Source organism: Streptomyces sp. NPDC006193 (genome assembly GCF_040613915.1).
Taxonomy (GTDB): Bacteria; Actinomycetota; Actinomycetes; order Streptomycetales; family Streptomycetaceae; genus Streptomyces.
Genome location: NZ_JBEXTB010000015.1, coordinates 125,505 through 151,486, shown reverse-complemented (window position 1 = coordinate 151,486; position 25,982 = coordinate 125,505). Strand labels below are relative to the sequence as shown.

General features: G+C 73.8%; 22 protein-coding genes and 1 pseudogene. 10 read left to right on the top strand and 13 right to left on the bottom strand.

The genetic code is table 11. The features are described 5' to 3' along the window. Positions 1 to 621: 621 nt before the first annotated feature. Positions 622 to 1,644 carry a tryptophan--tRNA ligase gene (gene trpS / locus ABZ261_RS16815; protein ID WP_356859763.1) on the top strand — a complete coding sequence of 341 codons (1,023 nt, stop codon included), beginning with the start codon at positions 622 to 624 and terminating at the stop codon, positions 1,642 to 1,644. A gap of 51 nt (positions 1,645 to 1,695) precedes the next feature. Here the strand turns inward: trpS and proC are convergent, their stop codons facing one another. The 5 genes from proC to ABZ261_RS16790 form a co-directional block, all read right to left on the bottom strand. After that, entirely contained in the window at positions 1,696 to 2,508 is an 813-nt protein-coding gene (proC, locus tag ABZ261_RS16810; RefSeq protein WP_356859761.1) for a pyrroline-5-carboxylate reductase, read from the bottom strand. Between the two features lie 76 nt (positions 2,509 to 2,584). Continuing rightward, positions 2,585 to 3,379 carry an ABC transporter permease gene (locus tag ABZ261_RS16805; RefSeq protein ID WP_356859759.1) on the bottom strand — a complete coding sequence of 265 codons (795 nt, stop codon included), beginning with the start codon at positions 3,377 to 3,379 and terminating at the stop codon, positions 2,585 to 2,587. Continuing rightward, the gene (locus ABZ261_RS16800) at positions 3,376 to 4,203 is read right to left on the bottom strand and encodes an ABC transporter ATP-binding protein (protein WP_356859757.1); all 828 of its coding nucleotides are present in this window, start codon (positions 4,201 to 4,203) and stop codon (positions 3,376 to 3,378) included. Before ABZ261_RS16800 ends, ABZ261_RS16805 begins: the two co-directional genes overlap by 4 nt. Before the next feature lie 226 nt (positions 4,204 to 4,429). Next, positions 4,430 to 4,966 carry an EamA/RhaT family transporter gene (locus ABZ261_RS16795; protein ID WP_356859755.1) on the bottom strand — a complete coding sequence of 179 codons (537 nt, stop codon included), beginning with the start codon at positions 4,964 to 4,966 and terminating at the stop codon, positions 4,430 to 4,432. A 383-nt stretch (positions 4,967 to 5,349) separates the two neighbouring features. Further along, the gene (locus tag ABZ261_RS16790; protein ID WP_356859753.1) at positions 5,350 to 5,688 is read right to left on the bottom strand and encodes an SH3 domain-containing protein; all 339 of its coding nucleotides are present in this window, start codon (positions 5,686 to 5,688) and stop codon (positions 5,350 to 5,352) included. Between the two features lie 154 nt (positions 5,689 to 5,842). Here ABZ261_RS16790 and ABZ261_RS16785 point away from each other — a divergent pair, with 154 nt between their 5' ends. Further along, on the top strand, positions 5,843 to 7,954 hold the full coding sequence (locus ABZ261_RS16785) for a serine/threonine-protein kinase (RefSeq protein ID WP_356859751.1): 2,112 nt from the start codon (positions 5,843 to 5,845) through the stop codon (positions 7,952 to 7,954). 70 nt (positions 7,955 to 8,024) lie between these two features. Here the strand turns inward: ABZ261_RS16785 and ilvD are convergent, their stop codons facing one another. From ilvD to ABZ261_RS16765, 4 genes are all read right to left on the bottom strand, one after another. Further along, a complete protein-coding gene (gene ilvD / locus ABZ261_RS16780) occupies positions 8,025 to 9,878 on the bottom strand; it encodes a dihydroxy-acid dehydratase (protein ID WP_356859749.1) in 1,854 nt (617 codons plus the stop codon). Between the two features lie 244 nt (positions 9,879 to 10,122). After that, positions 10,123 to 10,728 (bottom strand): TetR family transcriptional regulator, encoded by a 606-nt coding sequence (locus ABZ261_RS16775; RefSeq protein ID WP_356859747.1) that lies wholly within the window; start codon positions 10,726 to 10,728, stop codon positions 10,123 to 10,125. Continuing rightward, positions 10,725 to 11,549, bottom strand: coding sequence for a sugar phosphate isomerase/epimerase (locus ABZ261_RS16770; RefSeq protein WP_356859745.1), 825 nt, complete (start codon positions 11,547 to 11,549; stop codon positions 10,725 to 10,727). Before ABZ261_RS16770 ends, ABZ261_RS16775 begins: the two co-directional genes overlap by 4 nt. A 180-nt stretch (positions 11,550 to 11,729) precedes the next feature. Further along, entirely contained in the window at positions 11,730 to 12,662 is a 933-nt protein-coding gene (locus ABZ261_RS16765; RefSeq protein WP_356859743.1) for a Ppx/GppA phosphatase family protein, read from the bottom strand. A 71-nt stretch (positions 12,663 to 12,733) separates the two neighbouring features. Here ABZ261_RS16765 and ABZ261_RS16760 point away from each other — a divergent pair, with 71 nt between their 5' ends. Then, the gene (locus ABZ261_RS16760) at positions 12,734 to 13,573 is read left to right on the top strand and encodes a hypothetical protein (RefSeq protein ID WP_356859741.1); all 840 of its coding nucleotides are present in this window, start codon (positions 12,734 to 12,736) and stop codon (positions 13,571 to 13,573) included. A 52-nt stretch (positions 13,574 to 13,625) separates the two neighbouring features. On the opposite strand, the gene ABZ261_RS16755 is transcribed toward ABZ261_RS16760, so the two are convergent. Further along, positions 13,626 to 15,539, bottom strand: coding sequence for a hypothetical protein (locus ABZ261_RS16755; protein ID WP_356859739.1), 1,914 nt, complete (start codon positions 15,537 to 15,539; stop codon positions 13,626 to 13,628). 219 nt (positions 15,540 to 15,758) lie between these two features. Here ABZ261_RS16755 and radA point away from each other — a divergent pair, with 219 nt between their 5' ends. Both radA and disA read left to right on the top strand, forming a co-directional pair. Next, complete coding sequence (gene radA / locus ABZ261_RS16750) at positions 15,759 to 17,168, top strand: DNA repair protein RadA (RefSeq protein WP_356859737.1); 1,410 nt, start codon at positions 15,759 to 15,761, stop codon at positions 17,166 to 17,168. An 80-nt stretch (positions 17,169 to 17,248) separates the two neighbouring features. Continuing rightward, positions 17,249 to 18,373: a DNA integrity scanning diadenylate cyclase DisA gene (gene disA, locus ABZ261_RS16745; protein WP_356859735.1), complete on the top strand. Its 1,125-nt coding sequence runs from the start codon at positions 17,249 to 17,251 to the stop codon at positions 18,371 to 18,373. Between the two features lie 118 nt (positions 18,374 to 18,491). Here the strand turns inward: disA and ABZ261_RS16740 are convergent, their stop codons facing one another. Beyond that, a complete protein-coding gene (locus tag ABZ261_RS16740; RefSeq protein ID WP_356859733.1) occupies positions 18,492 to 19,331 on the bottom strand; it encodes a hypothetical protein in 840 nt (279 codons plus the stop codon). Positions 19,332 to 19,512: 181 nt separating this feature from the next. On the opposite strand from ABZ261_RS16740, the gene ABZ261_RS16735 reads away from it, so the two are divergent. The 5 genes from ABZ261_RS16735 to cseC all read left to right on the top strand — a co-directional run bounded on the left by ABZ261_RS16735 (position 19,513) and on the right by cseC (position 23,947). After that, positions 19,513 to 20,388: an A/G-specific adenine glycosylase gene (locus tag ABZ261_RS16735; RefSeq protein WP_356859731.1), complete on the top strand. Its 876-nt coding sequence runs from the start codon at positions 19,513 to 19,515 to the stop codon at positions 20,386 to 20,388. A gap of 272 nt (positions 20,389 to 20,660) precedes the next feature. Then, positions 20,661 to 21,200 (top strand): SigE family RNA polymerase sigma factor, encoded by a 540-nt coding sequence (locus ABZ261_RS16730; RefSeq protein WP_356859729.1) that lies wholly within the window; start codon positions 20,661 to 20,663, stop codon positions 21,198 to 21,200. Continuing rightward, positions 21,188 to 21,841: a hypothetical protein gene (locus tag ABZ261_RS16725; RefSeq protein WP_356859727.1), complete on the top strand. Its 654-nt coding sequence runs from the start codon at positions 21,188 to 21,190 to the stop codon at positions 21,839 to 21,841. Before ABZ261_RS16730 ends, ABZ261_RS16725 begins: the two co-directional genes overlap by 13 nt. Before the next feature lie 38 nt (positions 21,842 to 21,879). Then, entirely contained in the window at positions 21,880 to 22,581 is a 702-nt protein-coding gene (gene cseB / locus ABZ261_RS16720) for a two-component system response regulator CseB (RefSeq protein ID WP_356859725.1), read from the top strand. A 13-nt stretch (positions 22,582 to 22,594) separates the two neighbouring features. Continuing rightward, positions 22,595 to 23,947: a two-component system sensor histidine kinase CseC gene (gene cseC, locus ABZ261_RS16715; RefSeq protein ID WP_356859723.1), complete on the top strand. Its 1,353-nt coding sequence runs from the start codon at positions 22,595 to 22,597 to the stop codon at positions 23,945 to 23,947. 206 nt (positions 23,948 to 24,153) lie between these two features. Here the strand turns inward: cseC and ABZ261_RS16710 are convergent. Together ABZ261_RS16710 and ABZ261_RS16705 are read right to left on the bottom strand one after the other, a co-directional pair. Continuing rightward, positions 24,154 to 24,249 (bottom strand): annotated as a pseudogene (locus ABZ261_RS16710) (AraC family transcriptional regulator); the annotation flags it as partial. Positions 24,250 to 24,302: 53 nt separating this feature from the next. Then, positions 24,303 to 25,874, bottom strand: coding sequence for an MDR family MFS transporter (locus ABZ261_RS16705; RefSeq protein WP_356859721.1), 1,572 nt, complete (start codon positions 25,872 to 25,874; stop codon positions 24,303 to 24,305). Between the last annotated feature and the right edge of the window lie 108 nt (positions 25,875 to 25,982).

The window sequence follows — 25,982 nt, the reverse complement described above, 5'->3', positions numbered from 1 at the left end:
CCTCTCGGGCTTTCCTCCGGGCGCTTCCCTTCGGTGTCTCCGACTCTATCAGATCTTTCCGATCCGATTTCCTCGGTGCTTTCCAGGTTCCCGCTCTCGCGTTTCCCTTTCCGGCGGTTCTGACTCTATCAGATCCTTTCGGCGTCTGACTCCCAGTCAGGCGGGCTTGTCTTCCCGGCCCTTGGGCCGTTCCGACGAGTGAGACTTTAGCGGATATCCGGCCCCCGAAGCCAATCGGGAGCTGCGTCCTTTCGAACGCGGATTCCTCATTTCGCAATTACGCACGCCAAAGCAGTCGGCGCCTGGGCGTCGAGGGAGTGGGTGGTGCTTGCGGAATGGCTGTCCGGGGACCGACCGGGGTCGGCGCTCACGTCGGACAACTCGGAGAACCCTACGGATCGGCCCGAGACGTGTCAACTCACGTGTACGGGGGCCCCTGGAGGCGTACCGTGGACGACATGACCACGCGTACGTGTACCCAGCTCTGGTGGGCCGCCTGACGGCGGCCGTCCTCACGTATGCGCTCAACGGCCGCCGCTTCGGCGGCCGTTCGTGCATCTCCCTCCGGAGTCGGGGGCCGGCCGCGGAGGGCGGCGGTCCCGACCAGAAGGTGGAGTGGAGATGAAGCGGGTCTTCAGCGGGATCCAGCCGACCGGGCACGCGACCCTGGGGAACTACCTGGGGGCCATGCGCCGCTGGGCCGAGGTCGACCAGCACCGGGCGGACTCGCTGTTCTGCATCGTGGATCTGCACGCGCTGACCGTGGACCACGATCCGGCGCGGGTGTGCCGGCTCACCCGGCAGGCAGCGACGCTGCTGCTGGCCGCCGGCCTGGATCCGGCTCTGTGCACCCTCTACGTGCAGAGCCACGTCGACGAGCACACCCGGCTGTCCTATCTGCTGGAGTGCGTGGCGAGCGACGGTGAGATGCGGCGGATGATCCAGTACAAGGAGAAGTCCGCCCGGGTGCGGGCGCGCGGCGGGAGCGTACGGCTGTCGCTGCTGACCTATCCGGTGCTGATGGCCGCGGACATCCTGGCCTTCGGCGCGGACGAGGTGCCGGTCGGGGACGACCAGGCGCAGCACGTGGAGCTGGCGCGGGATCTCGCGGTGCGCTTCAACCAGCGGTACGGGCGCACCTTCGTGGTGCCGAAGGCGTCGCTTCCGGGGGTGGCGGCCCGGGTGATGAACCTGCAGGACCCGACATCGAAGATGGGGAAGTCGGACGCGGGGCAGGGGGTCGTCTACCTGCTGGACGAGCCCGACGTGGTGCGGAAGAAGATCATGCGGGCCGTGACCGACAGCGGCACCGGTGTGGAGTACGACCGGGAGGGGCGGCCCGGGGTCGCCAATCTGCTGGAGATACTCGCCGCGTGCACGGGCGGGAACCCTGAGTCACTGGCGGACGTTCACGACTCGTACGGCTCTTTGAAGAAGGACACCGCCGAGGCCGTGGTGGAGGTGCTGCGCCCGGTGCAGGCCCGGCACCGGGAGCTGTGCGCCGATCCGGCGTATGTGGAGGGGGTGCTGCGGGACGGAGCGGAGAAGGCGCGGGCGTTGGCCCGGCCGACGGTCGATACGGCCTATCGGGCGATCGGGCTGCTGCCGCCCGCGGCGGAGCCTTCGCTGAGCACTTCCCGGTAGCCGGACGCGGACTGCGGGCGGCGGGGCCGTCGCCCGCAGGAGCCGTCGGGGTCAGTCCTTCGTGCCGGAGGCCAGTTCGCGGCTGCGGTCGCGGGCGGCTTCCAGGGCGGCGATGAGGGCGGCTCGTACGCCGTGGTTCTCCAGTTCGCGGATGGCGTTGATGGTCGTACCGGCCGGCGAGGTGACGTTCTCGCGGAGCTTCACCGGGTGCTCACCGCTGTCGCGGAGCATCACGGCGGCGCCGATCGCGGACTGGACGATGAGGTCGTGGGCCTTGTCGCGGGGCAGGCCGAGCAGGATGCCGGCGTCGGTCATGGCTTCGACCAGGTAGAAGAAGTAGGCCGGGCCGGAGCCGGACAGGGCGGTGCAGGCGTCCTGCTGGGCCTCGGGGACGCGGAGCGTCTTGCCGACGCCGCCGAAGATCTCCTCGGCGTGCGCGAGGTGCTGCTCGGTGGCGTGGCTGCCTGCGGAGATGACCGACATGGCCTCGTCGACGAGGGCGGGGGTGTTGGTCATGACACGGACGACGGGGGTGCCCGCGGCCAGGCGCTCCTCGAAGAAGGAGGTGGGGATGCCGGCGGCGCCGCTGATGACCAGGCGGCCGGTGGGGAGGTGCGGGGCCAGCTCGTCCAGGAGGGCGCCCATGTCCTGCGGCTTCACCGTGAGGATCAGGGTGTCGGCGGCCTTGGCGGCCTCGGCGTTGCTGACCGGGGTGACCCCGTAGCGGGTGCGGAGTTCCTCGGCGCGTTCCGGGCGGCGGGCGGTGACCAGGAGGTCGGCGGGGGACCAGCCGGCCCGGATCATTCCGCTGAGCAGGGCTTCACCGATCTTGCCGGTGCCGAGGACTGCGACTTTCTGGCTCATGCGGCTCATCCTCGCACCGGCGGGGTGACGTGCGGGTGGATCGTCCGGTGGGCGGACGTCCGCGCCGTGCGGTGGATCAGACGGTCCGGCGGCGCAGCGTCGCCGCCCCCAGCGCCAGCACCAGCAGGGCGCAGCCGGCCACGATCAGCACGTCCCGGACGAAGGCGGCGGTCATGTCGGTGTGGTGGACGACCTCGTTCATGCCGTCGACGGCGTACGACATCGGGAGGACGTCCGAGACGGCCTCCAGGGCGGGGTGCATGGCGGAGCGGGGTGTGAACAGACCGCACAGGAGGAGCTGGGGAAAGATCACCGCGGGCATGAACTGGACCGCCTGGAACTCGGATGCCGCGAAGGCCGAGACGAAAAGGCCGAGGGCCGTGCCGAGCAGGGCGTCGAGCAGGGCGACGAGGAGGAGCAGCCACGGGGAGCCGATGACGTCCAGGCCGAGGAACCAGACCGCGAGGCCGGTGGCGAGGGCGGACTGGACGATGGCGAGGGCGCCGAACGCCAGGGCGTAGCCGGCGATGAGGTCGGCCTTGCCGAGGGGCAGGGCGAGGAGGCGTTCGAGGGTGCCGGAGGTGCGTTCGCGCAGGGTGGCGATGGAGGTGACCAGGAACATCGTGATCAGGGGGAAGACACCGAGCAGCGAGGCGCCGATGCTGTCGAAGGTGCGCGGGCTGGCGTCGAAGACGTAGCGCAGCAGGATCAGCATCAGGCACGGGATGAGAAGCATCAGCGCGATGGTGCGCGGGTCGTGGCGGAGCTGGCGCAGGACCCGGGCCGCGGTGGCGGTGGTGCGGGAGGCGCTGAGCGCGCCGGGGGTCGCGGCGGGGGCGGCCGGGGCCGTCGTCGTGGGCGTCGGGCTCATCGGGTGCTCTCTTTCGTGCGGCTCGCGGCGGCTGCCTCGTCGACGAGGTGCAGGAAGGCGGCCTCCACGGTGTCGGCGCCGGTGCGGGTGCGCAGGGCGTCCGGGGTGTCGTCGGCGAGGATCTCGCCCTCGCGCATCAGGAGGAGGCGGTGGCAGCGCTCGGCCTCGTCCATGACGTGGGAGGAGACGAGGAGGGTGGCGCCGCGGGTGGCGGCGAGGTCGTGGAAGAGGTCCCACAGATCCCGGCGCAGGACGGGGTCGAGGCCGACGGTCGGTTCGTCCAGGACGAGGAGTTCCGGGGCGCCGAGGAGGGCCACGGCCAGGGAGACGCGGCTGCGCTGGCCGCCGGAGAGGTTGCCGGCGAGGGTGTCGGCGTGGCGGGTGAGGTCGACGTCGGCGATGGCCTGGGTGACGTGCTGGTGGCGGCGTTCGGCGGCGGGCGTCTCCCCGCGGGAGCGCGTGCGGGTGAGGCCGGGGTCGAGGACCGCGGCGAAGTATTCGAGGTTCTGGCGGACGGTGAGGTCGTCGTAGACGGAGGGCGCCTGGGTGACGTAGCCGATGCGGCTGCGCAGGGTCGGGTGGCCGGCCGGGTGGCCGAGGACGTCGAGGGTGCCGGTGACCCCGGCCTGGGTGCCGACGATGGCGCGCATGAGGGTGGACTTGCCGCAGCCGGAGGGGCCGAGCAGCCCGGTGATCTGGCCGCGGGGGACGGTGAAGCGGAGGTGGTGCAGGACCGTGCGGGGGCCGCGGACGACGGTGAGGTCGTCGGCGCGGACGGCGGGGACGACGGGCCGGGACGGCGGGTCCGACGAGCAATTCATCATGTGATGAATACTCCGTCCGCCAGGTCTGGGGCGTCAAGGGGAGCCGGCGGTGTGTCCGCGGATCCGCAGGCGGGGGACGCGCGTGCGGCGGAAGGGGCGCGCATGCGGAAGCGGCGGCCGGCACGGGCCGACCGCCGCTCCGGGACGCGGGGAAGGAGAAACGGAGGGAGAAGGAGAGGAGGAGAAGAAGGAGAGGAGGAGGTCGGGGCGGTTCTGCCCGAAGGTCCTACCGGCGGCGTTTCCTCTTCGACGGGTTGCCGGTGCGGCGGGTGGCGCGGCGTTCGTACTCCTCGCGCGCCTTCTCGTACTCCTCGCGGTGCAGCTTCTCGCCCGGGGCCTCGGTGAGGGAGCGGAAGAACCAGGCCAGGAGGGAGCCGACGAAGCCGATCGCGAGCAGGCCGCGCAGGGACGCCTGGCGCTGCGGGTCGAGGCGCTTGTCGAAGCCCTCCCAGGTGTTGCGGAAGGCGAGCGCGCTGCAGATCGCGAACGTGGCGGTGACCAGCACCGTCACGAAGGAGCCGGTGCCGGCGATCCGGATGCCCTCGTAGGCGAAGCGCAGCACCAGGCAGGAGACGGCGGCCGCGGCGAGGGAGCCGGCGGCGACGGCCGCGCGGCGGGCCGCGTAGCCGTCGTCGTGGTGCACCCAGGAGGTGCCGAAGAAGCGCAGGGGCTCGGGGCGGGGGCCAGGGGCCGCCCCGTCGCCCCGCAGCTCGCTGCCGGCGGGGCCCGCCGAGGTGTCCGCGGTGCCGGTTTCGTCGCTCACGGAACGATTATGGCTCCGGCCGGGAGGCCGCTCCCGGCCGGGGCGGGTGCGCCCAGGACATGGGGGCGGGAGGCCGGCACGCCGGTCGTGACCCTGCGGTCACCGGGCTCCCCCCGTGGTCAGATGCCGGGGCACGCGGCGACGGCGTCCTCGGCTTCCCCGTCGCGGTGCCGCGTACGGAGGCCGAGGGGCGCATCGGCGTCCCGGAAGGCGCGGACCGGCCGACACCGCGGCCCCGACGCCCGGCGCCGGACCGGCCGGCACCGCGGCGCCGACGCCCGGCCGGGCACCGGCGCGCCGGCCGAGCGGGGGCCGCGTCCTCACCTGCCGTAGCCCTGCGGGAGCGGCCCCTTTCGGGAGGCCGCCCCCGGCGGGGCGGACGGTCAGCCGCAGCGGGCCGCGACGTAGCCGTCGGCGCCCGTGTTCACGTACGCGTCCGAGACGTACTCGCCGCTGTCGATGCAGTCCCAGATGTTCGACGTGCCGTAGGCGCCCGTCACCGTCGTGCCGGGCGTCTGGCAGTAGATCGGCACCCGGACGCCCTCAGGCAGGACGCGGACGAGGTTGTACCCGGTGCCGGGGCCGCTGCGGACGTTCAGCCGGGCGCCGGGGGCGACGGCGTAGGTGCGGACGGTCGCCGCCTGCGCCGCGGCGCCCCCGTCGATGCCCTCGTCGATGCCCCCGTCGATGCCCTCGGCCTCGATTGCGCGGTCAACTGACATGAAAGAAGTCCTCCCCCGTGGCGTGCCTGGAACCAGGCGCGAAACGCCTTCGTGCGACTCGCACGCAGACGCTAGCAAGCCGCCTCTGTCTCGTACGAGTCATCGACTAGGCTCCGTGCGTCGCGCGCACGGACGAACAGCACGGGGGTGGTCCATGGCGCCGCAGCGCAATACCGGGGCTGATACGGAAGCGGAACTTCCCGAGTACCTCGGTCACTACCGTCTGGAGTCCTGTCTGGGCTCCGGTGGCATGGGCGTGGTGCACCTGGCGCGCAGCACCTCCGGGATGAAACTCGCGGTGAAGGTCGTGCATGCCGAGTTCGCCCGCGATCCCGAGTTCAGGGGCCGTTTCCGGCAGGAGGTGGCCGCCGCCCGCAGGGTCAGCGGCGCCTTCACCGCGTCCGTCGTGGACGCCGACCCGGAGGCCGGGCGGCCCTGGATGGCCACGCTGTTCATACCGGGCCCGACCCTCTCGGAACATGTGAAGCGGAAGGGCCCGATGCCTCCGGCCCAGTTGCGTCGGCTGATGGCCGGGCTCGCCGAGGCGCTGCGGGACATCCACCGGGTCGGGGTCGTGCACCGCGATCTGAAGCCCAGCAACGTGCTGCTCGCCGAGGACGGGCCCAAGGTCATCGACTTCGGCATCTCCCGGCCGAAGGACAGCGAACTGCGGACCGAGACCGGCAAGTTGATCGGCACACCGCCGTTCATGGCGCCGGAGCAGTTCCGGCGCCCGCGGGAGGTGGGCCCGGCCGCCGACGTGTTCGCGCTGGGATCGGTCATGGTGCACGCGGCCACCGGGCGCGGCCCGTTCGACTCGGACAGCCCGTACGTCGTCGCGTACCAGGTGGTGCACGACGAGCCCGATCTGACGGGTGTGCCGGACTCCCTCGCGCCGCTGGTGCGGCGCTGTCTCGCCAAGGAGCCCGAGGACCGGCCCACGCCGGACGAGCTGATGCGGGAGCTGCGCTCGCTGGCGGCCTCGTACGACACGCAGGCGTTCGTGCCGGCGCAGCGGACGGGCGGGGAGGAGGCCGAGCCGGAGGCCGCCGCCGCCCCTCCCGCCCCTTCCGCGCCGGCCGGACGGCGTCGGGCGCCGCGGCGGGGCGGGCGGGCGGCGGTGGGGGCCGGAGTCCTCGCGCTGGCGCTGGTGGCGGGCCTGGCCTCGGTGCGGGCGTTCGGCGGCGACGAGCGGGCGCCCCGGCCGGGGAGCGCGCCCGCCCCGGTCGCCGCCTCCGGGAGCTGGACGGCCCGGCCGGTGCCCGCAGGCGCGGGCATGCCTCAGTGCGCCGCGGGGGCGGGCCGGTTGTTCTGCGCGCGGCCGGGCGTCGTCTTCGCGCTGTCCGTGTCCGACGGCAGGCTGCTGTGGCGGCGCCCGGTCGGGACGCGCTCCACGAGCGGCCCGCCGGTCGTCTCCGGCGGGCTGGTGCAGCCGTACACGGACGGCGGCTCACGGCTCGCGGGGCTGGATCCGGCCACCGGCGAGGAGGTCTGGCGGCGCCGCCTGCCGGCGGGGACGACGGTGCGGTACGCCGGTGACACGGCCCTGCTCACCGGCGCCGACGGAACGGTCACCGGCGTGGACGGCGCGACGGGCGCCGCGCGCCGGCTCGGCGGGGTGCCCGGTTCGGGCGTGCCGTCGTTCGCCGCGTTCCCCGGGGACCCGTCGGCCTATGCGACGCGTACGTCCGCCGACGCGAGGAGCACCCGGGTGACCGCGGTGGACCCGCGGACGGGCCGGGTGCGGTGGGACGCACGGCTGCGGGGCTGGCTCAAGCCGTTCGCCGCGCAGGACGGTTCGGTGTTCTTCCTGGCCGTGGACAGCGCCTACGGCGCCCAGGAGATCGTCCGCTACACCCCCGGTACGGGCGCGACGCGGCGCGTCGCGCTTCCCAGCGTCCTCGACGGCGCGCACGCGACCGTGCGCGGGGGCGTGGTGTACGTCCTGGCCGCCGGCGGCTCCCTCGACGCCGTGGACGTGGGGTCGGGCCGGCGCCTGTGGCATCTGGAGACGTCGGTGAGCCGCGGGTCGGCGCCCGTGGCGCAGGGCGGGCACGTGTACGTCACGGCGAGCGACGGCCGGCTGCTCGCCGTGGACGCGCGGACGGGGAGGCTCACCGGGCAGACGCGCGCCCGTCTCGGCGCGGACTCTTCCCGGGTCGTGAGCGGCCCTGCCGCCCCGGTGGTCGTGGGCGGGCGCGTGCTCGCCGCCGCGCCCGACGGCACGGTCTTCGCCGTGGACGGCCGGGACCCGTCGGCCTGGTGAGCGGCCCGGGCGGGCGGCGCGGGGGCCGCCCCCGCCGGGAGGCGGCCCCCGCCCTGGCCGCCGCGGCCGGTCAGCCCAGCCGGGACACGTCCCGCACCGCGCCCTTGTCCGCGCTCGTGGCCATCGCGGCGTAGGCGCGCAGGGCGGCGGAGACCTTGCGGTCGCGGTTCCGCGGAGCGTAGACGCCGTTCAGGGCCTGTTCGCGGCGGGCCAGTTCGGCCTCGTCCACCAGCAGTTCGACCGTGCGGTTCGGGATGTCGATGCGGATGCGGTCGCCGTCCTGGACCAGGGCGATGGCGCCGCCGGAGGCCGCCTCGGGGGAGGCGTGGCCGATGGAGAGGCCGGAGGTGCCGCCGGAGAAGCGGCCGTCGGTGATCAGGGCGCAGGTCTTGCCGAGGCCGCGGCCCTTCAGGTACGAGGTCGGGTAGAGCATCTCCTGCATGCCGGGGCCGCCCTTGGGGCCCTCGTAGCGGATGACGACGACGTCGCCGTCCTTGACCTCCTGGGTGAGGATGCGCCGGACGGCCTCCTCCTGGGACTCGCAGACCACGGCCGGTCCCTCGAAGGTCCAGATCGACTCGTCCACGCCGGCCGTCTTCACCACGCAGCCGTCGACGGCGAGGTTGCCCTTGAGGACCGCCAGGCCGCCGTCCCGGGAGTACGCGTGCTCGACGGAGCGGATGCAGCCGTTCTCCGCGTCGTCGTCGAGGGCCTCCCAGCGCTCGGACTGGGAGAAGGCCTCGGCGGAGCGCTTGCAACCGGGGGCCGCGTGCCACAGTTCGACCGCCTCGGGGGACGGGGAGCCGCCGCGCACGTCCCAGGTCTTCAGCCAGTCGGACAGGGACGGGCTGTGGACGGCGTGGACGTCCTCGTTGAGCAGGCCGGCGCGGTGCAGCTCGCCGAGGAGGGCGGGGATGCCGCCGGCGCGGTGCACGTCCTCCATGTAGTACGTGCGGTCCTTGGCGACGTTGGGGGCGACCTTCGCCAGGCAGGGGACGCGGCGCGAGACGGCGTCGATCTCGTCCAGCCCGAAGGGGACGCCCGCCTCCTGGGCGGCGGCCAGCAGGTGCAGGATCGTGTTGGTGGAGCCGCCCATCGCGATGTCCAGGGCCATGGCGTTCTCGAAGGCCTGGAAGGTGGCGATGCTGCGGGGCAGGACGGTGTCGTCGTCCTGCTCGTAGTAGCGGCGGGTGAGGTCCATGACCGTGCGGGCCGCGTCGACGTAGAGCCGCCTGCGGGCGGTGTGGGTGGCGAGGACCGAGCCGTTGCCGGGCAGGGACAGGCCGATGGCCTCGGTGAGGCAGTTCATCGAGTTGGCGGTGAACATGCCGGAACAGCTGCCGCAGGTCGGGCAGGCGTTCTCCTCGATGCGGAGGATGTCCTCGTCGGAGATCTTGTCGTTGACGGCGTCGGAGATCGCGTCGACCAGGTCGAGGGTGCGGACCGTGCCGTCCACGAGGGTGGCGCGGCCGGACTCCATGGGGCCGCCGGAGACGAAGACCGTCGGGATGTTCAGCCGCAGGGCCGCCATCAGCATGCCCGGCGTGATCTTGTCGCAGTTGGAGATGCAGACCAGGGCGTCGGCGCAGTGGGCCTCGACCATGTACTCGACCGAGTCGGCGATCAGGTCCCGGGAGGGCAGCGAGTAGAGCATGCCCCCGTGGCCCATGGCGATGCCGTCGTCCACGGCGATCGTGTTGAACTCGCGCGGGATGCCGCCCGCCTCCGTGATCGCCTCGCTGACGATCCGGCCGACCGGCTGCAGGTGGGTGTGGCCCGGCACGAACTCGGTGAAGGAGTTGGCGACGGCGATGATCGGCTTCCGGCCGATGTCCGCACCGGGTACACCCGAGGCGCGCATAAGGGCGCGGGCACCCGCCATGTTGCGGCCGTGGGTGACTGTGCGGGACCTCAGCTCGGGCATCGTCGCTCGCTCCTCGGGAGACCTTCTGCGAATGAGTGCAGGGACTTCTGACTCTCCACGAGCGTACGCCGCCCCTCCGAAGCGTGGACACGCTTGTCCGGAATGCGGGACGGGTGTACCAGGGCCGTGGACGGCCGGGGGGCGGGCGGCGGCCGCCGGGAACGGGGCGGACGGCTGCCGGGAACGGGGCGGACGGCTGCCGGGAACGGCCCGGGACGGCAGGCGCCGTCCCGGGCCGCCGCCGTCAGGGCCGGGTGAGGTGGGCCTGCACCACCGGGGCCACCCGCGCGACGATCCGCTCCAGGTCCGCCGAGGCCAGCGGCTCCAGCCTGATCACGTACCGCATCATCGCCGTCCCCACCAGCTGTGCCGCCGCCAGCTCGGCGCGCAGCTCGGCGTCCGGGAGGTCCAGCTGGGCGGCGATGCGGCGCATCACCTGGGCGGCGACCAGGCGGCGGAAGACGGCGGCGGCGGTGTCGTTGCTGAGGGCCGAACGCACGATCGCGAGCAGCGGGGTGCGGGTCGCCGGGTTCTCCCAGACGCCGAGGACGAACCGGGTCAGCCGCTCCCCCACGCCGTCCAGCGGGCCGTCCGCCAGGGCGTTCGGGGCGTTCAGGGCGGGGGCGAAGACGACCTCGACGGCGGCCTCGAAGACCTGTTCCTTGGTGCCGAAGTAGTGGTGGACGAGGGCCGGGTCCACGCCGGCCGCCTTGGCGATGCCGCGGACGGACGTCTTCTCGTACCCGCGCGCGGAGAACTCCTCGCGGGCCGCGGTGAGGATGCGGTCGCGGGTGCCCGCGGCCTCGGTCCGCGGGGGGCGGCCGCGGCGGCGGGGAGTGGTCCCGCTCATCGCCTCGGCACCCGTAGGGCCGCCGAGGCGAGGTGCTTGCGCGTGAACTCCAGGGCCTCGGCGAGGTCGGCCTCGCGCTCCGCGCCGGACATCGCCCGCCGGGTGTTGACCTCGATCACGACATGGCCGTCGAAGCCGGTGAGCGCGAGGCGCTCCAGCAGTTCGGCGCAGGGCTGGGTGCCGCGGCCCGGCACCAGGTGCTCGTCCTTGGCGGAGCCCCGGCCGTCGGCGAGGTGGACGTGCCCGAGCCGGTCCCCCATGCGCTCGACCATGTCCAGCGCGTCGGTCCGGGCCGTCGCCGTGTGACTCAGGTCGATCGTGAAGTGCCGGTAGTCGTCGTTGGTGACGTCCCAGTCGGGGGCGTAGGCGAGCATCTCGCGATCGCGGTAGCGCCACGGGTACATGTTCTCGACGGCGAACCGCACGTCCGTCTCGTCCGCCATCCGCCGGATCCCGTCGACGAAGTCCCGGGCGTACTGCCGCTGCCAGCGGAACGGCGGGTGGACGACGACGGTGGAGGCCCCCAGCTTCTCCGCCGCCGAGCGGGCGCGCTGCAGCTTCACCCAGGGGTCGGTGGACCAGACCCGCTGGGTGATCAGCAGACAGGGGGCGTGGACGGCCAGGATCGGGATGCCGTGGTAGTCCGACAGGCGGCGCAGCGCCTCGATGTCCTGGCTCACCGGGTCGGTCCACACCATGACCTCGACGCCGTCGTAACCGAGGCGTGCGGCGATCTCGAAGGCGGTCGCCGTGGACTCCGGGTAGACGGAGGCGGTCGACAGCGCGACGCGCACGTCTGTTGGTTCAGCCACGTCCGTCACCTTACGGCGTGGAGCGGTGCGGGTGCCGGGCGCCTGTTCGCCGTTGTGAGGTTTGCCATGCGGGGCGCCGTGCGGGTCGCCGTGCGGGCGGGCGCGGGGCCCGGCGCGCGGGGGCGGCTGCCGCCCGGCGCGCGCGGGCGGCCGCGGCCCGGCGCGCGGCGCCCCGCGGCCCGGGGGCGCTCAGGGCGCGTCCATGTGGTCCAGGCGCCGCAGGATCACGCCTTCGCGCAGGGCCCAGGGGCAGATCTCCAGGCTCTCCACGCCGAAGAGGTCCATCGCGGCCTCGGCGACCAGCGCACCGGCGAGCAGCTGGCCCGCCCTGCCCTCCGAGACGCCGGGCAGTTCCGCGCGCTGCTGCGCCGTCATGCCGGCCAGGCGCGGAACCCAGGCTTCCAGGGACTCGCGCTTGAGTTCGCGCTGGACGTAGAGGCCCTCGGCGCTGCGGGCGGCGCCGGCGATGCGGGCCAGCTGCTTGAAGGTCTTGGACGTGCCGACCACGTGGTCGGGGGCGCCGAGGCGGCTGAACTCGCCGACCGTGCGGGCTATCTCGGTGCGGACGTGCCGGCGCAGGGCGCGGACGTCCTCGGGGTCGGGCGGGTCCCCGGGCAGCCGGGCGGCGGTCAGGCGGCCCGCGCCGAGCGGCAGGGAGACGGCCGCGTCCGGCTCCTCGTCCATCCCGTAGGCGATCTCCAGGGAGCCGCCGCCGATGTCCAGCACCAGCAGCTTCCCGGCGGACCAGCCGAACCAGCGGCGCACGGCGAGGAACGTCAGCCGGGCCTCCTCCGCGCCGGTGAGGACCTGGAGCCGTACGCCGGTCTCGTCGGCCACGCGCGCGAGGACCTCGTCGGCGTTGCCCGCCTCGCGGACGGCGGAGGTCGCGAACGGCAGCAGCTCCTCCACGCCCTTGTCCTCCGCGGCCTGGAGCGCGTCCCGGACGACGGCGATCAGCCTGTCGACGCCCTCGTCACCGATGGCGCCGCGGGCGTCGAGGAGTTGAGCGAGCCGGAGGTCGGCCTTGTGCGAATGCGCGGGCAGCGGGCACGCGCCGGGGTGGGCGTCCACCACCAGCAGATGCACCGTGTTCGAACCCACGTCCAGGACACCGAGTCTCATGGACGGAACGCTACTGCCAGAACGCCGGTCCTCGGTGCCCGCGGCGGGCTCGGGCCACTTACCCTGGACGGGTGCCAAAGACGAAAAAGGCGAAGTCCGTGAAGCCGGAAAAAGCGGACAAGTCGCAGAAGGTCGCCGCAGCCGCCGAGGAGGCGAGGGCGAGCGACGAGAAGGGACTCGACTTCGCACGCGCCTGGGTGGAGTTCCCCGACCCGGCGGACGAGGAGCAGGTCTTCCGCTGCGACCTGACCTGGCTGACCTCTCGCTGGAACTGCATCTTCGGCAGCGGCTGCCAGGGCATCCAGGCGGGCCGGGCGGCCGACGGGTGCTGCACGCTGGGGGCGCACTTCTCCGACGAGGACGACGAGCGGCGGGTCGCCGGGCATGTGGCGCGGCTCACCCCGGAGATCTGGCAGCACCACGCCGAGGGCACCCGCAACGGATGGGTGTCCGAGGACGAGGACGGGTCCCGGCAGACACGGCCCTTCCAGGGGTCCTGCATCTTCCAGAACCGGCCCGGATTCGCGGGCGGCATGGGCTGCTCGCTGCACATCCTCGCGCTCAGGGAGGGCCGGGAGCCGCTGGAGACCAAGCCGGACGTGTGCTGGCAGCTGCCGATCCGGCGGACGTACGAGTGGATCGACCGGCCGGACGACACGCGGGTGCTGCAGGTGTCCATCGGCGAGTACGACCGCCGGGGCTGGGGGCCGGGCGGTCACGACCTGCACTGGTGGTGCACGTCGGCGACCTCGGCGCACGGTGCGGGCGAGCCGGTGTACGTCTCCTACCGGGCCGAGCTGACGGAGCTGATGGGGAAGGCCGGCTACGACCGCCTGGTCGAGCTGTGCGAGCAGCGGCTGGCGTCGCAGCTGCCCCTGGTGGCCCCGCATCCGGCGGACCCGGCGCCGTAGCCGGGGCCCGCGCCCGCCCGCACGGGTCCGGGCGGCTGCGCGGGGTGGGCGTCTAGGCGGCGGGCGGACTCGCGGGGTCGGTGCCGGGGGGACTCGGGGGCGGGGTCGCGGGGTCCGAAGGGGGCGGGGGCGTCGGGGTGGGGCTGGGCGTCGTGGGGGACGGGGACGGGCCGGCGGGAGGCTCTGCGGAGGGCGTGCCGGGCGCGGTCGTGTCGGGCGCGGAGGACGGCCGGGGGGCCGGGCGGCCCGGCGCCGAGCCGTAGCCGTCGATGGCGACCACCGCGCCCGCCGGGGCCACCGCCACCTGGGCGTGCCAGGGGCCGGACGGCTCGCGCAGGTGGTCGACGTGGACCCGCACCGTCGACGTCTCGCCGGGGCCGAGCGTCCCCGCGGACCGGCTGAAGTAGAGCCAGGCGGCCGGGGTGGACAGCGACCAGCGGATCTTCGCGGAGCCGGAGGAGGTGAGGGTGATCAGGGTGGTGTCCCCGTCGTTGGCCGCGCCGACCGCCAGCCGCCCGGCGCCCTTCCCGTGCGCCCCGCCGACGCCGACCACCTCCACGGAGACGTCCGCCCTGCCGTCCACGCCGGCGCGGGCGCCCGGCTTCACGCGGGCGTTCCCCGCGTTCTCGTAGCCGCCGGCCGGGCCGGTGCCCGGCGCGTCGGGGCCCTGCGCCTCGCGCGCGCTCGCGGAGCGGCCGTCGTCCTCCCCGGCCGGCCCGTCGCGGTAGGCGGCCCAGAGGGCGAGGACGGGCGCGGCGACGACCGTGGCGACCACCGTCGTCGTGACGGCACGCGCGCGCAGGCGGTCGCGGCGGGCCGCGCGGTCCTTGGGGTCCATCGGGAAGCCGCGCCGGTCGAAGCGGGGCACGCCGGCGCCCCGCGCACGCGAGTGGTGCGCCGGCGCCTGTGGGAGGGCCGCGCGCGGGGCTTTGAGGACGGGCAGCTGGTCGGGCGTGACCGTGACGCCGGGCCAGCGGCCGGGGACCGCGCGCTCGGCGGTGCGGCGGCAGCGCGGGCAGCCGTCGACGTGCCGGACCAGCTCGCCTCGCACGGCCGCGCTGAGGACCAGCCGGCTGTCGCCGGTGAGGTGGGACACCGCCGGACAGCCGCCGGTCTCGACCACGGCGAGGGCCGCGCGGGTGCGCTCGACCTCGCAGGCGGCGGAGGCGAGCAGCTCGCGCGCGGCGCCGGGTTCCATGCCGAGGACGGCGGCGACCTCGCGGGCGGTGAGGCGGTGGCGGACGGCGAGCTCCAGGGCCTCGCGCTGCTCGGGGGTGGTGCCGGCAGCCTCCGGCCAGGCGAGCAGGGCCAGTTCGCGGCGGCGCTGCTCCCGCACCTCCGGCGCGACGCCCGCGATCCCGGCGCCCGCGGTCCCGGCGCCCGCGGCGGGTTGTTCGCCGGCGCTCGCGCCGCCTCCCGCGCCGCCCGTCCCCGGGGCCGCTCCGCCCGCGCCGCCCGCTTCCGGGCCGGTCCCCCTCACGGCGGCGCGCGCGGTCTCCCTGCCGGCGCCGGTGCGGCCCGCCGCGTGCGTGGCCTGACGTTTCTGCTTGGCCTCGGCCAGCTTCCGCAGACAGGCCCAGCGGGCCAGTGCGTACAGCCAGGCCCTGCGGTTCTCGGCGGCCCCGGGGGCCCGGTGCCCGCGGCGCTCGGCCAGGGCGAGCGCGTCGCCGAGGGCGGCGGTGGCCGCGTCGTGGTCGCACAGGACCGACAGGCAGTAGGTGAACAGGCCGTCCAGATACGGCTCGTAGCGCGCCGGCGTGCACTGGGCGAGGCTGCGCGCCGCGGCGCGGTCAAGCGCCTCACGAGCCTCGCGGGCCTCACGCCGCGCTTCCCGCGCTTCCCGCGGGTCGCGAGCCTCACGGGCCTCGCGGGCCTCACGCCGCGCTTCCCGCGGGTCGCGCGGCTCACGGTGCGCCCGGTGCGCGCCGGTCGTGCGGGTGGTGGTCTCCGGACTGCTGCTCGTCACTCGTGCGACCGTAGGCGGCTGTGGAGTGCCCGTTCGGGAACCTTGAGCACTTTTAATCCCTACGGGTGAAACGATCCCTCATAAGGGGACAGGAACTCTTTGTTCCGCGTCCGGATGCCGGCGGTCCACGGCCGGGAACGGATCACCGGTCCGGGCTTCCCCGCCCCCCCGTACCCGGTCTCCGGAGCCGTTGTCGGTGCCGCGGGCTACGGTTTCCGCATGGCTGCCCGTACCAAGACCACCAAGGACCGCCCGTCCTACCGCTGCACCGAGTGCGGCTGGCAGACGGCCAAGTGGCTCGGCCGCTGCCCCGAGTGCCAGGCCTGGGGGACGGTCGAGGAGTACGGCGCGCCCGCGGTCCGGACGACGGCGCCGGGCCGCGTCAGCGCCTCCGCGCTCCCCATCGGCCAGGTCGACGGCCGGCAGGCCACCGCCCGCCCCACCGGCGTGCCCGAGCTGGACCGGGTGCTCGGCGGCGGCCTCGTGCCGGGCGCGGTCGTGCTGCTCGCGGGCGAACCCGGCGTCGGCAAGTCCACCCTGCTGCTGGACGTGGCCGCCAAGTCCGCCGGCGCCGAGCACCGCACGCTGTACGTGACCGGCGAGGAGTCGGCGAGCCAGGTGCGGCTGCGGGCCGACCGCATCGGCGCCATCGACGACCACCTGTACCTGGCCGCCGAGACCGACCTGTCCGCCGTCCTCGGCCACCTGGACGAGGTCAAGCCGTCCCTGCTGATCCTCGACTCGGTGCAGACGGTGGCCTCCCCGGAGATCGAGGGCGCGCCCGGCGGCATGGCCCAGGTGCGGGAGGTCGCCGGCGCCCTGATCCGCGCCTCCAAGGAGCGCGGCATGTCCACGCTGCTCGTGGGCCACGTCACCAAGGACGGCGCGATCGCCGGGCCCCGCCTCCTGGAGCACCTGGTGGACGTCGTCCTGCACTTCGAGGGCGACCGGCACGCGCGCCTGCGCCTGGTGCGCGGCGTGAAGAACCGCTACGGGGCGACGGACGAGGTCGGCTGCTTCGAGCTGCACGACGAGGGCATCACGGGCCTCGCCGACCCCAGCGGCCTGTTCCTCACCCGCCGCGCCGAGCCGGTCCCGGGCACCTGCCTGACCGTCACCCTGGAGGGCCGCCGCCCGCTGGTGGCCGAGGTGCAGGCGCTGACCGTCGACTCCCAGATCCCCTCGCCCCGCCGCACGACGTCCGGTCTGGAGACCTCGCGCGTGTCGATGATGCTGGCCGTGCTGGAGCAGCGCGGCCGGATCAGCGCGCTCGGCAAGCGGGACATCTACTCGGCGACGGTCGGCGGCGTGAAGCTGTCGGAACCGGCCGCCGACCTCGCCATCGCGCTGGCGCTCGCGTCCGCCGCCAGCGACACCCCGCTGCCGAAGAACCTGGTGGCGATCGGCGAGGTGGGGCTCGCGGGCGAGGTCAGACGGGTCACGGGCGTGCAGCGCCGGCTGGCCGAGGCGCACCGGCTGGGCTTCACGCACGCCCTCGTGCCGAGCGATCCGGGGAAGGTGCCGGCCGGCATGAAGGTCCTGGAAGTCGCCGACATGGGGGACGCGCTGCGGGTGCTGCCGCGCTCCCGTCGCCGAGAGGCCCCGCGGGAGGCGGAGGAGCGCCGGTAGACTTTGCCCAGGTCTCGCCCGTCCGTACGAACCGAGTGCGGGTCCGGGGGCGCGTCAGAACCTGCGACCGGAGGAGTGCAGTGGCAGCCAACGACCGGGCAGCAGCTCCCGGAAAGTCCGGTGGGAGTGCCGGTGCCGATGGCCTGATGCGCGCCTCCCTGAGCGCCGTGGCTCCGGGCACGCCCCTGCGGGACGGGCTGGAGCGGGTGCTCCGCGGCAACACCGGCGGGCTCATCGTCCTCGGTTCCGACAAGACGGTCGAGGCGCTGTGCACGGGCGGTTTCGTGCTGGACGTCGAGTTCACCGCCACCCGGCTGCGGGAGCTGTGCAAGCTGGACGGCGGCATCGTGCTGTCGTCGGACCTGTCGAAGATCCTGCGCGCGGGCGTGCAGCTGGTCCCGGACCCGACGATCCCCACGGAGGAGACGGGCACGCGGCACCGCACGGCGGACCGGGTCAGCAAGCAGGTCCGCTTCCCGGTGGTCTCGGTCTCCCAGTCGATGCGGCTGATCGCCCTCTATGTGGCCGGTCAGCGCCGCGTCCTGGAGGACTCGGCGGCGATCCTCTCCCGCGCCAACCAGGCGCTGGCCACGCTGGAGCGGTACAAGCTGCGGCTGGACGAGGTCGCGGGCACGCTGTCGGCGCTGGAGATCGAGGACCTGGTGACGGTCCGGGACGTGTCCGCGGTCGCGCAGCGCCTGGAGATGGTCCGCCGCATCGCCACCGAGATCGCCGAGTACGTGGTCGAACTGGGCACGGACGGCCGTCTTCTCGCCCTCCAGCTGGAGGAGTTGATCGCCGGGGTCGAGCCCGACCGCGAGCTGGTCGTGCGGGACTACGTGCCCGAACCGACGGCGAAGCGCTCGCGCACCGTCGACGAGGCCCTGGCCGAGCTCGACGCCCTGACCCACGCGGAACTCCTCGAACTGGGCACGGTGGCGCGGGCGCTGGGGTACACGGGCTCCCCCGAGACCCTGGACTCCGCGGTGTCCCCGCGGGGGTTCCGCCTGCTGGCCAAGGTGCCGCGGCTGCCGGGCGCGATCATCGACCGCCTGGTGGAGCACTTCGGCGGCCTGCAGAAGCTGTTGGCCGCGAGCGTCGACGACCTGCAGACCGTGGACGGGGTCGGCGAGGCCCGGGCGAGGAGCGTGCGGGAGGGCCTGTCCCGGCTGGCCGAGTCCTCGATCCTGGAGCGGTACGTCTGAGGTCCGGCCGGCGCCCCGTGCCCTCGGGGCGCCCGGCGCGACCGGGCGCGCCCGCCTGCCCGAGGCCGGGGACGGCCCCGCGCACCCGCCCGCGGCGGCGCGCCGCGCCGCCTCCGGCTCAGTCCGCCGACAGCACGAACGAAGCCTGTGCCCTGGCGAATCCCGGCGCCTTCGCCTCCAGCAGGTACGTGCCCGCCTTCGCCGACCCCGCGGGGGGTGTCGCGCACTGCGGGGCGCTCGGCTTGCGGTCCCACTTCACGGTGTACGTGATGGTCTCGCCGGCCGGCACCCGGAACACCAGGCTCCCCGCTCCCTCGGGGCAGTCGGCCGACGACCAGTAGGCGTCGTCCCCGTCGGCCGGGGTGATCGTCAACACCGCGCTCTTCGGCCCGAGATCGACCTTGCAGTCGGCCGACGAGCCGTTCTTCGCGACGAGTTGGAACGTCGGCGTCTGGTCCGGCGAGTAGGAGTTGCGCACGCTGCGCAGGCTCAGGACCACGGCGGAGGACGTGCAGTCCGGCACGGTGGAGGACGCCGGGAGCGCGTCGCCCGCGACGACGGCGCCGCCGCCGGCGCCTGCGCCGGCGCCGGTCCCGGAAGCCCCGGAGGCTCCCGGGGCGCCGCCCGAGCCGCTGCCGCCGCCCGAGCCCGAAGCCGAGCCGCTGCCGCCCGCACCCGAGCCGCCGCCGGCGCCGCTGGAGTCACCGCCCCCCGACTCGTCGCGCCCGCCCGGGTGCTGGCTGTAGGCGGGGCCGGACGCGGACGGTCCCGGAGTGATCGTGTGCGTGGGGTGCTTGCCGTCGGGCCCGTCGGCGTTCTTCTTGCCGCCCCCGCCGCCGGCGGTGACGATCCACGTGATCACCAGCGCCAACAGGGCGACCACGGACAGCAGTACGGCCCTCCTACGCCAGTAGATGGAGGAGGGAAGCGGCCCGACCGGATTGCGCAGAGATCCCACGGCGCAAACTGTACGAGAGATCGTCGCGCTTGCTGGCGACACCCGCCGCGCGTCCGTCAACTTTTCCGGATCATCATCCCGGTAACTGCCGTCTCAGGCACGGTTCTTCACGCTGTGCGACGTCCGGTGACCGCGCCGTCACCGTCCCCGGGCCGCCCGGCCGTGGCAGGATCGAGGGGCCATGACTGAGAAGCTCCACGCCCCCGTGATCGCCTGGTTCGACGCCCATGCCCGCGACCTCCCCTGGCGCCGCCCGGAGGCGGGCCCGTGGGGCGTGATGGTCAGCGAGTTCATGCTCCAGCAGACGCCCGTGAGCCGGGTGCTGCCCGTCTACGAGGAATGGCTGGAGCGCTGGCCGCGCCCCGCCGACCTCGCCAAGGAGGCGCCGGGCGAGGCGGTGCGCGCCTGGGGCCGGCTCGGCTACCCGCGGCGCGCCCTGCGCCTGCACGGCGCGGCCGTGGCCATAACGGAACGGCACGGCGGGGACGTGCCGGCGGACCACGCGCAACTGCTGGCGCTGCCCGGTATCGGCGAGTACACGGCGGCCGCGGTGGCGTCGTTCGCGTACGGGCAGCGGCACGCGGTGCTGGACACCAACGTCCGCCGGGTCCTCGCGCGTGCGGTGACCGGTGTGCAGTACCCGCCGAACGCGACCACCGCCGCCGAGCGGCGCCTGGCCCGCGAGTTGCTGCCGGAGGACGAGCGGACCGCCGCCCGCTGGGCGGCCGCCTCCATGGAGCTGGGCGCGCTGGTGTGCACGGCGAAGAACGAGGAGTGCCCGCGGTGCCCGATCGCCGGGCAGTGCGCCTGGCGTCTCGCGGGCAAGCCGGCGCACTCGGGGCCGCCGCGCCGCGGGCAGACGTACGCCGGCACCGACCGGCAGGTGCGCGGCAAGCTGCTGGCCGTACTGCGGGAGGCGCACGCACCGGTGCCGCAGGCGGTGCTGGACCGGGTGTGGCACGAGCCGGTGCAGCGCGCCCGCGCCCTGGACGGGCTGGTCGCGGACGGTCTGGTGGAGCCGCTGCCCGGCGGCCTGTACCGGCTGCCGCTCGGCTGACGCACAGCCACGTGACAGGCGCGGGGCGTCCGTTGCCGTCCCACAGGCCGGTCGTTTCGCCCCATAGCGGGACGAAACGGCCGACGCCTTTACCCCTTTCCTCCTTCCGTTACACAACCGACGGACAGCCGATTGCCAGCCGCAGGCTGCCGCGCACAGCCCCGTGACAACCGCTCCGTAGCTTCTTCTCCGTGCCCGGCGACCAGGGGCACGGGGACGGCAGGACTTCCGCGACGAGCCGGAAGACAACGGGGAAACGGAGGCGGTCGAACATGGCGCAGGGTGAGGTGCTCGAGTTCGAGGAGTACGTCCGCACCCGGCAGGACGCGCTGCTGCGCAGCGCCCGCCGGCTGGTGCCGGATCCCGTCGACGCCCAGGACCTGCTGCAGACCGCGCTGGTGCGGACGTACGGCCGCTGGGACGGCATCGCCGACAAGCGGCTCGCCGACGCCTACCTGCGCCGGGTCATGATCAACACGCGGACCGAATGGTGGCGCGCCCGCAAGCTGGAGGAAGTGCCGACCGAGCAGCTGCCGGACGCCTGTGTGGAGGACGCCACCGAGCAGCACGCCGACCGGGCCCTGCTGATGGACGTCATGAAGGTGCTCGCACCGAAGCAGCGCAGTGTCGTGGTGCTGCGACACTGGGAGCAGATGTCCACCGAGGAGACGGCCGCTGCCCTCGGCATGTCGGCCGGTACGGTCAAGAGCACGCTGCACCGGGCGCTCGCCCGGCTCCGTGAGGAGCTGGAGGCCCGCGATCTGGACGCACGCGCGCTGGAGCGTGAGGAGCGGGAGCGTTGCGCGGCCTGACCGGGGCCGGGCCCGAGCGGGCCCGAGGCAGTACACAGGCGGTGATCGCGGTGGGGACCGCGCTCGCCGCCCTCGCCCTTTTCGCCGCCGCGTGCGGCAGCGGGGGCACGGGCGCCCGGGACGAGGGCCCGGCGCACGCCTCGGCGGTGGCGGGATCCGTCGCCTCGCCGCCACCCAGCGCGTCCGACAAGTACCCGCAGGTGGACCCGGTGGCGCTGGTCAAGACGGATCCCGAGGTCTCGGGGGCGGTCAAGCGGGAGCTGAAGCCGTGCAACGGCGACGAGTACCCGGTCGACGTCTCCTACGGCGACCTGACCGGCGCCGCGGTGGACGACGTCGTCGTCAACGTGCTGACCTGCACCGACGCGGTGGGCATCGGCTCGTACGTGTACCGGGACGAGGACGGCGAGTTCAAGAACGTGTTCAAGAGCGAGGAGTCACCGGTCTACGCGGAGATCGACCAGGGCGTCCTGTCGGTGACCCGGCAGTACTACGAGAAGGGCGACCCGATCTCCAGCCCGTCCGGTGAGGTCGTCACCCCCTACACCTGGAGGGCGGGCGGGTTCGCGCAGGGCAGGCCCACCCGCAACGAGTACAGCAAGTCCGCCGGCGGGGGCCCGACGTCCGCGCCGGACAACTGACCGCCCACACGCACACCCTGAGGACTGAGAGCACCGGGATGGCAGACCAGACCCACGTCCTGTTCGTCGAGGACGACGACGTCATCCGCGAGGCCACCCAGCTCGCCCTGGAGCGGGACGGCTTCGCGGTCACCGCCATGCCCGACGGCCTGTCGGGCCTGGAGGCGTTCCGGGCGGACCGCCCCGACATCGCGCTGCTGGACGTGATGGTGCCGGGCCTGGACGGCGTGAGCCTGTGCCGCCGCATCCGCGACGAGTCCACCGTGCCGGTGATCATGCTGTCGGCGCGCGCCGACTCCATCGACGTCGTCCTGGGCCTGGAGGCGGGCGCCGACGACTATGTGACCAAGCCGTTCGACGGCGCCGTCCTGGTCGCCCGGATCCGCGCGGTGCTGCGCCGTTTCGGGCACGCCGGCGGGGCCGCGCAGGAAGGGACCGCGTCCTCCGTCACCGGCGGCACCCTGACGTTCGGGGACCTGGAGGTCGACACCGACGGCATGGAGGTGCGCCGGGCCGGGCAGCCGGTGGCGCTGACGCCGACCGAGATGCGGCTGCTGCTGGAGTTCTCCTCCGCGCCGGGCACCGTGCTCTCCCGCGACAAGCTGCTCGAACGCGTCTGGGACTACGGCTGGGGCGGGGACACCCGGGTCGTCGACGTGCATGTGCAGCGGCTGCGGCAGAAGATCGGCCAGGACCGGATCGAGACGGTCCGCGGCTTCGGCTACAAGCTGAAGGCCTGAGCGGAGCGACGGTATGCGGGGGATGTGGCGGTACCCGGTCCAGCGCATGGAGCGGGCGGGACTGCGCACCGGCCTGAGATGGAAACTCAGCGCGGCCATCGCGCTGGTGGCCGGCCTGGTGGCGGTCGTGCTCAGCCTGGTCGTGCACAACGCGGCCCGCGTCTCGATGCTGGACAACGCGCGCGACCTGGCCAACGAGCGCGTCCTGATAGCCCAGCGCAACTACGAGCTGAGACGGGGGCCGATCTTCCCCAACATCAAGGTCGACGATCCGGAACTGCCGGCCACGCTGCGCGAGAAGGTCGAGCGCGGCCGCCGGGCCAGCGACGTCTCGGAGCACGGCGGGGTGCCGGACATCTGGGCGGCCGTGCCGGTGAAGGACGGACATGTGCTGTCCGTGCACCTGCACCTGCCGGACCGCAGCGCCGACATGATGACGGACCTCGACCAGGCCCTGGTGATCGGCTCGGTCGCGGTCGTGTTCGGCGGCAGCGCGCTGGGAGTGCTGATCGGCGGGCAGCTGTCCCGCCGGCTGCGCAAGGCGGCGGCCGCCGCCAACCGGGTCGCCAAGGGCGAGACCGACGTCCGGGTGCGCAAGGCCATCGGCGGGGTCGTACGGGACGAGACCGACGATCTCGCGCGCGCGGTGGACGCCATGGCGGACGCGCTGCGGCAGCGGCTGGAGGCCGAGCGGCGGGTCACCGCCGACATCGCGCACGAGCTGCGCACCCCGGTGACGGGCCTGCTGACGGCCGCCGAACTGCTGCCGCCCGGCCGGCCCACGGAACTGGTCCTGGACCGCGCGAAGGCGATGCGCACGCTGGTCGAGGACGTCCTGGAGGTGGCCCGCCTGGACGGGGCCTCGGAGCGGGCGGAACTGCAGGACATCATGCTCGGCGCGTTCGTCACCCGCCGGGTGGCGGCCAAGGACCCGGACGTCACCGTACGGGTGGTGCACGAGTCGGAGGTCACCACCGACCCGCGGCGGCTGGAGCGGGTGCTGTTCAACCTGCTCGCCAACGCCGCCCGGCACGGCCGGCCGCCGATCGAGGTCACCGTGGAGGGCCGGGTCGTCCGGGTCCGCGACCACGGCCCCGGCTTCCCGGAGGAACTCCTCGCCGAGGGCCCGAGCCGGTTCCGCACCGGCAGCAAGGACCGCGCGGGTCAGGGCCACGGGCTGGGCCTGACCATCGCGGCCGGCCAGGCCCGGGTCCTCGGCGCCCGCCTGACCTTCCGCAACGTACGGTCCCCGGGCGCGCCCGCCGAGCTGCCCGCGGAGGGCGCCGTGGCCGTCCTCTGGCTCCCGGAACACGCCCCGACCAGCACCGGCAGCTACCCGATGCTGCCGCTGCCCGACGCGACCTAGTCCCGGACACTCGCCCGGAGCCGCGCGCGGGGAGGATCGGCCGGAGCCGACCCGACCGGCAAGGGCGCCCCAGCCGCACGGAGACCTTCGACGGCCCTCCGCCCGCACCGGGGCGGGGACGGCCCGCAAGCGGCGGCAGCCCACCCGAGACGCCCCCGGCCCGCCCGCCTGCCCACGGAGAAGTCGGTTCCCGACCGCCGCTCCCGCCCGGTCCGCGTCGTGAACCGGGCGGAGAACGTGCCGAGGCTGCTGAAGCCGACCAGGTTGCAGATCTCGGTCACCGTGAGGCCGGCGCCGCGCAGCCGAAGGCCCCGGTGGCGGACGACACCGGGGCCTTCGATTCGTCGGTGCGCGGTCAGACGGCTTCGGCCACGGGCGCCGGCGGCACGTCCGCACCGTCCGCCGGGGGCTTCTGCGGCCCGCCCTTGAGCGGCACCTCCTTGACGAACAGCGCCGCGATCAGCACCAGCACCGCGATCGCGGCGCCGAGCAGGAAGGCCGCGTGCGTGCCCGACGACACCGCGTGCTGGTAGGCCTCGCGGGCCTCCTGGGGCAGCTTGGCCAGGCTCGCCGCGTCGAGCTGCGCCGACTTCTCGGTGATCTTCGAGCCCAGGGAGCCGGCCCGCTCGGACATGACGTCCTGCACCCGGTGGTTGAAGAGGGCGCCCATGACGGCCACGCCGAAGGAGGAGCCGAGCGTGCGGAACAGGGTGGTGGACGAGGAGGCCACGCCCATGTCCTTCATCTGCACGCTGTTCTGCGCGACGAGCATGGTGATCTGCATCAGGCAGCCCATGCCGGCGCCGAGCACGGCCATGTAGAGGCCGGAGGTGACCCGGGTGGTCTCGGTGTCCATCAGCGACAGCAGGTACAGGCCGACGATCATCAGCGCACCGCCGGCGATCGGGAAGACCTTGTAGCGCCCGCTGTTGGTGGTGATCCGCCCGGCGACCATCGACGTCACCAGCATCGCGCCGAGCATCGGCAGGAGCAGCAGACCGGAGTTGGTCGCGGAGGCGCCCTGCACGGACTGCTGGTACAGCGGCAGGAACAGGGTGGCGCCGAACATCACGAAGCCGGTGATGAAGCCGATGAGCGACATCAGGGTGAAGTTGCGGCTGCGGAAGATGTGCAGCGGCAGGACCGGCTCGGTGGCCCGGGTCTGCCAGAACACGAACCCGACCAGCGCGGCCACGCCGATGCCGATCAGCTCCATGATCCGCGCGGAGGTCCAGGCGTACTCGGTGCCGCCCCAGGTGGTGACCAGCACGATGGAGGTGATGCCGACGGTCAGCAGGACGACGCCCAGGTAGTCGATGCCGGCCTTGGCCCGCTTCCTCGGCAGGTGCAGCACGGCGGTGACCAGCGCGAGGGCGACCGCGCCGAGCGGCAGGTTGATGTAGAAGGCCCAGCGCCAGCCCCAGTTGTCGGTGATGGTGCCGCCGACCAGCGGGCCGCCGATCATGGCGAGCGCCATGACACCGGCCATCATGCCCTGGTACTTGCCGCGCTCCCGCGGCGGGATCAGGTCGCCGATGATCGCCATGACGCCGACCATGAGACCGCCGGCGCCGAGGCCCTGCACGGCCCGGAACCCGATCAGCTGGCCCATGTCCTGGGCCATGCCGCTCAGCGCCGAACCGATCAGGAAGATCACGATGGAGCTGAGGAACGCGCCCTTGCGCCCGTACATGTCGCCGAGCTTGCCCCACACCGGGGTGGAGGCCGCCGTGGCCAGGGTGTAGCCGGTGACGACCCAGGAGAGGTGCTCCAGGCCGCCGAGTTCTCCCACGATCGTGGGCATCGCCGTGCCCACGATCATGTTGTCCAGCATCGCGAGCATCATCGCGATCATGAGTGCGAGCAGCACCACCCGCACGCTTCTGGGCTGTTTGCCCTCTGTGATGTCTTCGACCGTGTCCGCCATCGTTCTTCCACTCCCCCAGCGACGGCTAGCACTTACTTGCCGCCCGGCTAGTTCACTACACTGGGAAGGTAGACGGGTCACTAGCCGGTCGTCAAGTAAGTTTCCGCG